This is a genomic window from Lysinibacillus telephonicus (assembly GCF_039654155.1).
Classification (GTDB): Bacteria; Bacillota; Bacilli; order Bacillales_A; family Planococcaceae; genus Ureibacillus; species Ureibacillus telephonicus.
In genome coordinates, this window is record NZ_CP155468.1 from 4,301,404 (window position 1) to 4,313,941 (window position 12,538).

At 33.3% G+C, this 12,538-nt stretch carries 12 protein-coding genes; 1 reads left to right on the top strand and 11 read right to left on the bottom strand.

Annotated features, from left to right (window positions below):
* Positions 1 to 237: 237 nt before the first annotated feature.
* The 11 genes from MKY04_RS20745 to MKY04_RS20795 form a co-directional block, all read right to left on the bottom strand.
* Entirely contained in the window at positions 238 to 2,826 is a 2,589-nt protein-coding gene (locus tag MKY04_RS20745) for a calcium-translocating P-type ATPase, PMCA-type (protein ID WP_246020498.1), read from the bottom strand.
* Between the two features lie 563 nt (positions 2,827 to 3,389).
* On the bottom strand, positions 3,390 to 4,025 hold the full coding sequence (gene ytaF, locus MKY04_RS20750) for a sporulation membrane protein YtaF (protein WP_126296124.1): 636 nt from the start codon (positions 4,023 to 4,025) through the stop codon (positions 3,390 to 3,392).
* A gap of 155 nt (positions 4,026 to 4,180) precedes the next feature.
* Positions 4,181 to 5,284: a 5-methyltetrahydropteroyltriglutamate--homocysteine S-methyltransferase gene (locus MKY04_RS20755; protein ID WP_126296125.1), complete on the bottom strand. Its 1,104-nt coding sequence runs from the start codon at positions 5,282 to 5,284 to the stop codon at positions 4,181 to 4,183.
* Between the two features lie 118 nt (positions 5,285 to 5,402).
* Entirely contained in the window at positions 5,403 to 6,320 is a 918-nt protein-coding gene (locus tag MKY04_RS20760; RefSeq protein ID WP_346235073.1) for a LysR family transcriptional regulator, read from the bottom strand.
* A gap of 71 nt (positions 6,321 to 6,391) precedes the next feature.
* Positions 6,392 to 6,763, bottom strand: a complete 372-nt coding sequence (locus MKY04_RS20765) for an iron chaperone (protein WP_346235074.1) — start codon at positions 6,761 to 6,763, stop codon at positions 6,392 to 6,394.
* Between the two features lie 72 nt (positions 6,764 to 6,835).
* Positions 6,836 to 7,051: a hypothetical protein gene (locus MKY04_RS20770; protein WP_126296128.1), complete on the bottom strand. Its 216-nt coding sequence runs from the start codon at positions 7,049 to 7,051 to the stop codon at positions 6,836 to 6,838.
* Between the two features lie 375 nt (positions 7,052 to 7,426).
* Complete coding sequence (locus tag MKY04_RS20775; RefSeq protein ID WP_126296129.1) at positions 7,427 to 7,897, bottom strand: S-ribosylhomocysteine lyase; 471 nt, start codon at positions 7,895 to 7,897, stop codon at positions 7,427 to 7,429.
* Between the two features lie 12 nt (positions 7,898 to 7,909).
* Positions 7,910 to 8,650, bottom strand: coding sequence for an amino acid ABC transporter ATP-binding protein (locus MKY04_RS20780; RefSeq protein ID WP_346235898.1), 741 nt, complete (start codon positions 8,648 to 8,650; stop codon positions 7,910 to 7,912).
* Between the two features lie 15 nt (positions 8,651 to 8,665).
* Positions 8,666 to 9,325 (bottom strand): amino acid ABC transporter permease, encoded by a 660-nt coding sequence (locus tag MKY04_RS20785; protein ID WP_126296130.1) that lies wholly within the window; start codon positions 9,323 to 9,325, stop codon positions 8,666 to 8,668.
* Between the two features lie 281 nt (positions 9,326 to 9,606).
* Complete coding sequence (locus tag MKY04_RS20790) at positions 9,607 to 10,419, bottom strand: transporter substrate-binding domain-containing protein (protein WP_126296131.1); 813 nt, start codon at positions 10,417 to 10,419, stop codon at positions 9,607 to 9,609.
* Between the two features lie 278 nt (positions 10,420 to 10,697).
* A complete protein-coding gene (locus tag MKY04_RS20795) occupies positions 10,698 to 11,564 on the bottom strand; it encodes a DMT family transporter (protein ID WP_126296132.1) in 867 nt (288 codons plus the stop codon).
* Between the two features lie 170 nt (positions 11,565 to 11,734).
* Between MKY04_RS20795 and MKY04_RS20800 the strand changes: the two genes are divergently transcribed.
* Positions 11,735 to 12,427, top strand: a complete 693-nt coding sequence (locus MKY04_RS20800) for an ArsR/SmtB family transcription factor (RefSeq protein WP_126296133.1) — start codon at positions 11,735 to 11,737, stop codon at positions 12,425 to 12,427.
* Positions 12,428 to 12,538: the final 111 nt, after the last annotated feature.

The following is a 12,538-nucleotide window of genomic DNA, read 5'->3' on the forward strand; positions in this document are numbered from 1 at the left end:
TTTCTTTTGATTGATTTCATAGTAATACTCCTCTCCCCCTATTGCAAATCGTAATAATTACGTTTTAGATTTTATCGTAATGATTACGATTTAGCAAGGGAAAATTATCCTTTATTTTAAAATTGCTTTTTCTCACAAAATAAAAAAGTTCATTTTGAAAAAATCAAAATGAACTCTTTCGTTGCTAATTGGTATTTTTAAAAATCTTAATGCTAGGTTTAAGAAATTGTTTAATCTCTATTTTTTAAATAGTCTTTCAAACTGAATTATTATTAATGGTACAATTGCCAAACCATAAATCGTTAATAATTGTGAACGACTTAATATTGCCACATCGAATAATCCTACTATTAGCACTACATTTAATAGTATAAATCCAATAAGAAAAGCTATCCAAACTGATAAATTCGAGAAAACTCCTATTTTAAAAATAGATTCATTTGAACGACAGTTAAAGCCATGGAACAATCTTGATAGACATAATGTTGCAAATGCCATCGTACTAGCAACTGTCGTATCCCCTGTTGCCAGACCTCTTTGAAAGGCAATAATAGTTACGGCAGCGATGAGAAGCCCTTCCAACCCTATTTGAGAGACAAACCTTTTATTTAATAAAGGCTCATGGATATTTCGGGGTTTTTTATCCATAACCTTTTTATTATGTGGTTCTAAACCAATTGCTATAGCTGGTAAACTATCTGTTAGTAGGTTGATAAATAATAAATGAACCGGTGTAAATGGAGCAGGTAATGCAAAAAGTGTTGCATAAAGAACGACCAAAATCGCTCCCGTATTTCCAGATAATAAAAACTTAATCGAGTTTTTAATATTTTCGTAAAGGCTTCTACCATTAGATATAGCTTTAACAATTGTTGAGAAATTGTCATCTGTTAAAATCATTGATGAGGCATCTTTGGCAACTTCTGTACCCATAATTCCCATTGCCACCCCTATGTCGGCTTGTTTTAACGCTGGACCATCATTGACACCATCTCCAGTCATTGCCACAACGTTCCCTTTTTCTTGCCAAGCTTTTACAATACGAATTTTATGTTCTGGTGACACACGTGCATAAACAGAGAAGTTCTCAACTTTATCCCTTAATTCTTTATCTGATAAATTTTCAATTTCTTTTCCTTCAATTGCTTCGGACGGATCTTTTAATATGCCAATTTGTTTTGCAATAGCGGCGGCTGTAATTTTATGATCCCCTGTTATCATCACAGGTTTAATCCCTGCCTTGATGCAATCTGCTACTGCTTGTTTTGATTCTTCTCGAGGTGGATCCATCATCGCTACTAATCCAACAAAGATGAAATTATTCTCATCTTTTGCGCTTACTTCAGTTGAATTAACTTCTTTATATACTAATGCTAGTACTCGCAACCCTTCATTTGAAAAATTACTGTTTATTTGTTTAATGTCCTCTAGTTGTTGCTTAGTAATGAGTGATACCCCTTGTGAAGTTTCAATTTTTACAATACGAGAAAGCAGTACGTCGACAGCCCCCTTCGTAATCATAATATATCGATTGCCAACTCGATTAACGGTACTCATTAATTTACGATTCGAGTCAAAAGGTACTTCACCAAATCGTTTATACTGTTTGCGTATATTGAGCTCATCAATGTTATATTTATTTCCTAGATGGACAAGGGCTACTTCTGTTGGATCTCCTATTTCTCTATCGCTAAAAGTAACTGAGTTATTACATAATAAAGCCATGTGCAAAAATGTATGATGAAGTTCATCACCTATTTGCAATTGATCTTGTTGAATAACTTTTTCGTTTATATATACCTTTTGGACAGTCATTTTATTTTTAGTTAGTGTCCCTGTTTTATCTGAACAGATGACTGAAATGCTGCCAAGACTTTCTACTGCATGCAGCTTGCGAACAATTGCGTTTTCCTTTGCCATTTTCTGTGTTCCAAATGCCAAGACAATTGTAACGATGGAACTTAATGCCTCGGGAATTGCCGCAACTGCTAAAGACACTGCAAACATAAATGAATCTACTAGCTCGCGGCCACGTAAAATATCCAAGCCAAAAATAATAAGACAAATTATAATAATCCCAATTGCGAGTCGCTTTCCAAAGTGTTCAAGACTTACTTGAAGGGGCGTTTTCTTCTCTTTGGCATTATCTAGTAAGTTTGCAATCTTACCAATTTCAGTATTCATACCAATAGATGTTACAATAGCTTTTCCACGTCCATTTGTAACAAAGCTGCCCGAGAATACCATATTTGTCTTATCACCGAGTGCGACTTCCTCTTCATTAATAACCTTTGTCACTTTTACGATCGGAAGTGATTCACCTGTTAAAGAACTCTCGTTAATTTGCAAACTATGACTTTCAATAATTCGGCCATCTGCACTAATATAATCACCGGCATCTAAAATAAGAATATCTCCAACGACAACCTCTTTTGAGGGGATTTCAGTGACTTGTCCATTTCGAAGTACCCTTGCAATTGGGGCTGCCATTTCTTTTAAGCTTTCTAAAGACTTTTCAGCTTTAATCTGTTGAACTGTGCCAAGTATAGCATTTAAAATGACAACGACTAAAATAACGATTGAACTTTGTACTTCTCCTAAAAATACAGAAATTAAAGCAGCTACCATTAAAATAATGACTAAAAAGTCTTTAAACTGTTCAAGGAAAATTTGACTTGCACTTTTCCGTTTCCCCTCTTGTAATTCATTATAGCCATACTGCCTTTGTCTCGTCCGAACTTCATAATCCGTTAATCCTTGATGGGTTACTTCTAGTTCATTCATTACTTTTTGTACAGGTTCTCGGTAATATTCTGTCACGTTCATTAGATAATCCCCCATATTCTAGTAATTTGTTTTATCTTATTGGCAAAAGAAACTCTACTGTTAACATCTAATTGTTTCTAGTAAGGATAAGGATGCTATACTTTTACTCAATCGTTTTCCCCGAAAAAAATACATTCTGAACCTTTCTTTTTCCCCTAACCTATTATCCACTTTTATACTTATATTCCTTTTTTTGAAACAAACTTTGTGTAACACACAGTAAATTATATGTATGAGGCGGGTAAATATGAGAGAATATTTTTAAATATAACTAAGACAACGATTATTAAAATAGACAAATTTTTATATACAAAATAGCAGTTGAAGCTGTTTTTTTCTAATTAATCCAAACTGAATACATAGTAAAAGACCCTCCTACAAGCTAATGTTGTCATATCTTTTAGCAATTTTTTGATACACTATACTAGCCTAATCGGTTTGTAGAATAGTTACAAAAAAGTAAAAATCGAAAATAATAAAGAGCTTAAACATAAGAAAGCTGCTCTAGAAGTTTGACATATACTTCTAGAACAGACTCTTATATTGACATATGAGATCTCTATTCACATTTTAAATAGCCCAATTAATATTAGGGCAATTCCCGGTAAGAACGTAAGTTTTTTAACCCAATTCATATTTCTAAATATTGAACCTATGTTGATGCCTGCTATTACAAAAAAGACACTTGAAACCGTCACAACGATTGAAAATAAAATTGGAGGCAAATCAATCAACGCTGCACCAATTCCAGCTCCGAATGAATCTAATGACAATGCTAATCCTAGAAACAAAGCTTCTATACTGCCAATACTTCCAGAACGGTCAAAATCTGCTTCCGTTGGCTTTTTTAATATCTTAATAATAATTCCCAATCGTTTAATTTCAAACTCAACAATTTTGATATCACTTTGATGTTGTTGTGAATCACTTTGAGACGTTAAGAATTGATAAAGAACCCAAATACCAATAACTATTAGTATAATGCCACCAACTCTTTCAGCAGCTTCATAAGATATGAACAACTCGATAATTGAACCGATTCCCATTGCCAATAATAAAACAAAGAAAGTGCAGGAAAAGATGATAATAAATGATTTAATTGGTATAGTTACTTTTCGCATTCCATAGGTTAGCCCTACTGTAAAACTATCAAGACTAACTGCAATTCCTAATAGCAGCAAAGAAAGTAAATCACTCATTTTTTGCTCCTTCCATACGATACTATCCTCTTATCGTATGTGTTGACTTTGCAAAGTGACAATATTCCAGTGTTTATGTTGAGGATGTCTTCTTCGATTTTTATTGTTATTACTAAAAAAACGAACAACCCAGTTAAAGGTGTTCGCTTAAAAACTTATCCCCAAATCTCTTTTGAAATATCCACAATATATTTCAACTTCGCCCATTGTTCATCCTCAGTCAAAATATTCCCATGATGAGTGGAAGCAAATCCACATTGAGGGCTGATACATAATTGTTCTAACGTCACATATTTTGTTGCTTCCTCTATACGTGCCTTAATATTTTCTTTATCTTCTAGCTCCCCATGTTTTGATGTGAATACCCCTAGTACCACTTGTGGTCCACCATTTGGTATATATTCCAATGGTCCGAAATCTCCAGAACGATCATCATCATATTCTAAGAAAAATCCGTTTACTTTTTCTTTTGCAAACAATGTTGGAGCAATTTTGGCATAACTTCCTTCAAAGGCCCATTTTGAACGGTAATTTCCGCGGCAAAGGTGAGTGGTTACAATTAGATCTTCCGGTTTATCTTCTAGTACTCCATTTACTACACGCAGTGCTAAGTCTATTAATTCTTCGCGAGAATAGGCGCTATCATTAAATGGAATTTCCGGAGCATTCAGACCCGCAATATATACATCGTCTAATTGTAAGTAACGGCAACCTGCATCATAAAAGGCCTTGATAGCATCCCGATATGTTTGGATAATATCTTTTGTATATTCTTCAATATCTGGGTAAATTTCAAGATTACGAATACCCGCATTAAATAATTGGTTAGGACTTGGGATTGTTTGTTTTGCAACAGCACGGTCCCCGACAATTTCTTTAAATTCGAGAAAATCTTTAATATGCGGGTGATCCGGGTTAAATGAGATTTTCCCTACAACACGCACATCGTATCTTTCTGTTTCTTCCCCTTTAAAGGCGAAACCATGATTTGGAACGTATCCTTCTACTCCATTTAAATGCTCGAGAAAATCTGTATGCCAAAATCTTCTACGAAATTCTCCATCTGTAACAGCTTGAAGCCCAACTTCAATTTGTTTATCAACAATTTTTTTAATCTCTTCTGTTTCAATTGCATGTAGCTCTTGTTTAGTTATATTGCCTTCTTGAAAATCCTTTCTTGCCTTATGAATTCTCTCTGGTCGTAATAAACTTCCTACATGATCTGCTCTAAATGGGGCTTTTATAAGTGTTTTTGTCATATACGATCTCCCTCTTTCCATTTTATTAATAACCACTTCCTTTAATGTAAGGTAAGTGTAGCATAGGGAAATCATTATAACGTAACACAAAAAATCTATTCCTCGCTATAGCTTTTAACTATAACTGATGTAATTCTTCCTCAATAGATTCTTTTAAATATTGAATATAAGTATTAGCCAACGTACTATTTGTGACATTTTTTTGAGTAATATAGCCAACATGAATTTCCTCGTCTACCTTTAAAGGAATAGCTATAATATCTTTACTATTTAATTTATGACTAATGACACCTGTTGAAATGGTATAACCATTTAATCCGATTAGTAAGTTAAATAAAGTTGCACGATCCGTAACCCGGATATTTTTCGGTCTAGAAAGCGTACTTAGAATCTCCTCCGAAAAGTAGAATGAGTTATAATCCCCTTGCTCATATGAAAGATATGGATAAGGATCTAAATCGGATAATGTTACAAAACTCTTTCTAGACAGTGGATTTGCTGAGCTAATAAAAACATGTGGCTTTGCTGTAAATAGCTTATGGAATTGTAAATTTCCTTCTCTTAAAAACTTGTGAATTACCTTTTTATTAAATTCATTGACATATAAAATACCAATTTCACTTCGCAAATTCTTTACGTCATCTATGATTTCGTATGTCTTTGTTTCTCGTAAACTAAATTCGTATTCCTCTGGGTTATATTCCTTTAATAGACGTACAAAGGCACTTACCGCAAATGCATAGTGCTGAGCAGATACTGAAAAATGTTGCTGCGGAGATCTTGTATTTGTATACCGATTCTCAAGAAGTTCTGCCTGTTCTACTACTTGCCTGGCGTAGCCTAAAAACTCCGATCCTTCAGGAGTAATTAAAATTCCCTTATTAGATCGTAGAAAAATCGTAATCCCCACTTCCTCCTCCAGTTCTTTTAATGCATTGGAAAGGCTTGGTTGACTAATAAACAGCCTCTGTGCCGCCTTGTTAATTGAACGACTTTTAGCTACTTCTATCACATATTTTAATTGTTGTAATGTCATCTTCTCTCCCTTTTCTTTAAGTAAACATTTTACTCTCTTCAATAGTTCTTTTAATCTTAAAAAACAATTTTTTATTTCCTCCAAAAGGTTGTACAGTCTGCTTTATCTTGAATATTAAATTCAATCATTTTTTCAAGCAATTCGTAATTTACTAGCTCATTCCACGGAATTCTGAACAAGCCTTTTGTAGAACTGTAGCCTGCTTTTGCAATATCATCGACAAAGTGTGCAATACCTGCTTCTTCAGATGAGACGCTTAAATGATGCTTTGCTGTAGAAAATCCAATAATAAATGTGCCATGATCTGAAAACATCGGCGTATTCCACTTGATTTCTGGATTTAAATTTGGAAATTTATTAGCGATCCATGTCAAAATTTCTTCTGTCCGATCGCGATGATCAGGGTTATCGATACTAGCTAGATATTTCGAAAAAACCTCCATGTTGTTCTCTCCTTAAAAAATTTTTTGAAACAGTAACATTATTTAATTTCGTAAAGTGTTGCTAAAAAATTATTACTTATTTCTCTCAGCGATTAAGCTTCTATGCTTTCGTATACCTAAACCAATGGTCCACGTTGCAATAAACATCAAAACTAATGCTATTATAAATTGGTAATTAGGAAATGCATCAGTCATAGTAGACAGAATTAAACCAGTACATCCCAAACAAATAACTAGGAAAGTACCGATAAAAAGTACTAGATAAATCAATATATCTTTAATAGTCAATGCACTTCCCCCTAATCATTGTTAAATAAACTTAGATAGTAATTCTTAATTGCCTCATAATCCTCAAGCAACTATCTACCAACCATAAGTATAAAACAAAGTATTTAAATATGTATGAACCTAAAAATGGATTTTTGATTTTCCTAACTAATCTTCATTCTATAAGTAAATTTCAATAGATTAGTTATATAATCCTTCTTCTACTGAAATATATGAAGTGAAACAAAAAAGAGCCGTGGATACGACTCTTTTTTTAGTTCTATTTACAAGTTAGCTGAATAAGAGTATTGGCTTAACTGCTTATCAAAATAAGATTCAGCTTGCTTTAAAATTGTTTATTAAATCTCTTAATCAACCGTTTCAGTAAGTTCAATATTACTCAGAAAACACAATATGCCATTCAGCACGTTTCTCTAAAAATTCTTTTGCAAGAGCTTGAGCACCCTCTAAGCTATGACTTGCAGCCCAACCGCATTGTACTTCATTACAAGCAGGTACTGAAGTTGCCTCTAACACATCGTTTAACGTTTTCTCAAGAATATCTAATACGTCCTCATAATCATTATGATTAATAAAAGATAAATAAAAACCTGTTTGGCAGCCCATAGGAGAAAAATCAATTACTTTTGTTGAGTGGTTACGAATACGATCTGCCATTAAGTGTTCTAAAGAGTGGAGTGATGGCATTTCCATATGGCCTTTGTTAGGTTGTTTAAAACGAACATCGTACTTCGTTACAACATCACCTTTTTCCCCCTCTTTGACGCCTGCAAGTCGTACATATGGTGCAACTACTTTTGTATGATCTAAATCAAAACTTTCAACATTTGTTTTTTCTTTTGCCATCTTATTCTCCTCCTAAATAAATTGCATTGACTGAATAAATGATACGATACGATCATTATCTGTATTGTTAAAGAATTCTTCTGTATCTCCATCGAAAGCTATTTCACCGTTTTCGAGGAATAAAATCCGATCTGCAGCTACACGAGCAAAATTTAAATTATGAGTCACAAGAATCATCGACTTTTGTTCTTCTGCTAAAGCCTTTAATACCTTTAACACTTCGCCCTCTAACTCTGGATCAAGTGCACTAGTAGGTTCGTCAAACAGGAGAAACTTAGGCTCCATTGCAAGTGCACGTGCAATCGCGACCCGCTGCTGTTGACCTCCAGATAATTGAGATGGATAACTTTCCTTTTTATGTAGCAACCCTACTTTATCAAGTAATTGTTCGCCAATCTGAACCATGTTTGATTTATCTTTTTTTAACACAGTAATTGGACCTTCAATCACATTTTCTAGTACTGTCATATGTGGAAACAAATTAAAGGATTGAAACACCATTGCGGTATTTTGGCGAATTGCTAATTTATCCTTTTGAGTTAATTTTCCTGAAAAATCTACTTTTAATGAATCTATTTCCAAAGTGCCAGATTGAGGGATTTCCAGCAAATTAATACATCTTAAAAGTGTTGATTTACCAGATCCTGAAGGTCCCAGAATAACTGTCGTTTCACCCTTTTTAAATTGTACATTTATATTTTTTAAAACGTGATGATTATTAAATGATTTATTTATCTCTTTTAAAGTAACGATGGTGTCCACCTCTCTCTAAATATACTTGGAAGCATATTTTTCTAGTTTACCTTGAATAATCGTTAAAATTGATACGAAGATTAAGTAAAAAACAGCAACAAGTGAATAGATTGCTAAAGGTTCATATGTAAATGCCACAATTTGTTGTCCAATCATAAACATTTCTGCAATTGTAATACTCGCCGCAAGAGAAGTTCCCTTTACAAGATCAATAAAATCATTCGTAACTGGGGGTAAAGAAATTCGGATAGTTTGAGGAGCAATTACTCTCCTTAATACTTGCCAATAAGTCATTCCTAGTGATTCTGCAGCCTCCCATTGACCTTTTGGAATCGACAAAATAGAAGCTCGAATTGATTCAGAAGCATAGGCTCCCGTATTTAATGAAAATGTAATAATTGCTGCAACCCAAGGGTCTAATGTAATTCCCGCCTTTGGCAATCCATAAAAGACAAGAAATAATTGTACAAGTAAAGGCGTCCCTCTAAATATCCATACATATGTACTGAAAATAAATTTTAAAAATTTAAAGTTAGATAACTTTAAAAGGGCGGTTATAACGGCAATTACTAATGCAATTGCAAATGAAATTAGTGATAATGGGATGGTTACAGATAGCCCTGCCTTTAAAAGTGGCCATATAGAATTTAATACAATTTCGAGTTCACGACTCATCTTTTACCTTCCTTTCTAAAACAACTACGCCCTAACTAATCTAAAGCTTAAAATCGAACTTAGGTTTACATGAGTCAATTCCATTCAAAAATCGTATGACTCGCTGGAGTCTTTTATCTTTGAGCGTTACTCCTTTACTTTTTGAAGGCAGAGTAAAATACTTAATTCAACTCATTATCAACTGGAAGTCTCGTACCTGTCGCAACGCTTTCAGTGCATAAACACCTGTTAGACAAAGATAAAAATCAATCGGCCAATTAAGCCGATTGATCCGGCAAGTATTATTGATACATTACATCCTCACCAAAGTATTTTTCTGAGATTGCTGCAAATGTACCATCTTCAAGACGTTTTTTAATAATTTCATTCAGCGCTTCACGGAATTCTTCATTACCTTGATTTAAAATTAATGCGATTTCTGAGGAGCTTGTCTTACCGTCGATTAGCTTAATTGGTGCATCAGGTTGTTCTTGTAAATATGTTAGGAAAGTAACACGATCATGAATTGTTCCATCAGCGCGTTTTTGTAATACTAATTCAATTGAATTTGTTAGATTTTCAGTAGGAACAATTTCAGCTCCTAAGTCACGTGCATCTTGTGCAAAGTTGCTAGTTACTGTTTGAGCAGCCTTTTTCCCCGCAAACTCTTCTAAACTATTAATATCAGAATCAGCATGAACTGCTAATGTTGCAACTGACTCCATATAAGGTATTGTGAAATCATATTTTTCTTTACGCTCATCTGTAATAGAGATATTGTTAATTACAAAATCATATTTATCAGTATCAAGACCTGCGATTAATGAATCCCATTTCGTTTCAACATACTTTGCTTCTACACCAAGATCTTTTGCAATTTGGTCTGCAATTTCATACTCAAATCCTGTTAAAGTACCAGTTTCATCATGATAACTGAATGGAGGGAAAGTTCCTTCTAGCCCGATAGTGATGACACCTGATTCTATAATTTGTTCTAGTTTGTTTGTGCTGTCTTCTTCTGCTGCATTTGAAGCATTAGTTGCTTCATTACTTCCGCATGCTGCTAGTGCTCCGATTAAAGCTGTTAATAGCAGTGCTGATAACCATTTTTTCAAATTATGTTTCCTCCTTAAAAATAAAACCAAGTTTTCATATTTGTTTTATCATATTATAGTTAATATTATAATTCAATATTTTTAGACAATTTTTAATAAAAAAATATTTATATAAGTTTTTTATTTCAAATCCGTATCTTATGAAAAACAAAAATATCATTAACTCTAGTTTATATTCTCAACATAAACGTAAAGGAGGAGTAAAGATGCCAATTGAAGGCAAAGTAGTTATAATCACTGGAACTTTATTCTTCTATCGTATAGCTATTATAAATAATTCACCTTTTTCTAAATTTAAAGTTACTATTAACTAAAAATATACCGACTATTATTAGAAGACCACCACCAATAAATGCAAAAGTAATAGGTTCATCTAATAAAACAACGCCTGTTAAAACACCAAAGAAAGGAGCTAAAAATAGATAAGAACTTGTTTTCCCTGGTTCCCCTTTTTGTAAGAGAAAATACCAAACTGCAAATTGGACAATAGAAGACATAATACTTAACCACAATAATAATAAAACTGATTTTGTATTTATATCAAAGAAAGGTTTTTCTAGTAATATACTTAAAATAATAAGTATTGACCCTCCAAACAGCATTTGATATGCCGAAAGTACCCACGTATCAAAATAGGTTCCCCATTTATTGACTAATAGTGTAGAAATAGCCCAAAAAATAGAAGATAGAGCACCGAATATAATGCCCACTTTAATGTCCTTTATGCCTCCTAATGTTATTCCTACACCAATAAACCCCAAAATGACTCCACTCCATTGGTACCATTTATATCGAATATGCATAAAAATAGTACCAAAAATAATGACTAACAATGGATTCATAAATGTTAAAATAGATGACTCACTTGCTGTTATTGTTCTTAGGCTAATAAAAATACACCCCATTACAGCTGCCGTTTGCAAGGAACCAATAACTAATACTTTTCCCCATTGTTCCTTACCAGCTGGATGCGTTCTATTTAATATTTTTACGATAATCGCCATTATTACGCCCGCTATTAAAAAACGCAATCCTGCCAAGAATAATGGAGAAGAATATTGCAGCCCTATTTTACCAATTGCAAAGGAAGACCCCATTAGAGCAGTTGTTAAGATAATTAAAAGAAAATATATATATAATTTCATTTACAAACACTCCAGTTCCAAAAAGTAATAGTTAATTGTTTATAAACTTGTTTAAATGAGAATAATTTTACCCCTCTCTTGAGAATAGATAATTACTTCTTTAGAATTAGTATAGATTCATAATTGTACGATGATTATCGAAGTGTGGATTACAAGGAGGGTGTTTAACAATGACTATAAATCCAAATATTTCTGCCCTTACTTCTTTACTGAGTGAAAAGTCAAGAGCAACTATTTTAGCAGGATTAATGGATGGAAAATTCCATACAGCTAGTGAATTAGCCTATATGGCGGGAATTAAACCTCAAACTGCGAGTTTTCATCTTGCAAAGTTAGTAGAAAATAATATTGTTATTAGTGAGAACAATGGAAGATTTCGTTATTTCCAATTAGCCAATCAAGAGGTTGCGAATACACTTGAAATATTAATGGCAATTTCTCCACCGCCTGAAATTAGGTCACTAAAACAATCCAGCCAATTAAAAAAACTAGAAAATGCAAGAACTTGCTATGATCATTTAGCCGGTCGAATTAGTGTTAAATTAACAAATGCGATGCATAATTTAGAATATATTGAGAGAAAAGATAAAAATTTTATTGTTACACCTAAAGGAGAGATTTTCTTTAAGAACTTGGGTGTTGACCTATTAGCTTTATCTAAAAAACGCCGCTCCTTTTCGCATGCATGTCTGGATTGGAGTGAACGTACCCATCATATAGGTGGTGCTTTAGGAAATGGTTTATTTGAAAGGTATATGGAATTGAAGTGGATTGAGTCTAAAGCAAATTCACGTGAAATTACAATTACTCCTTTAGGAAAAGAAGGGTTTAAAAACTATTTCGGCATAGATGCTACTAATTAACCTTTACCATATACTACTTTTATAAATTAAAAACACCATATTCAAATGGTGTTTAGAGTAGTATCAAGTTTGACTTTGATTACACTTTTTTCATTTTTAATATTTAAAAGC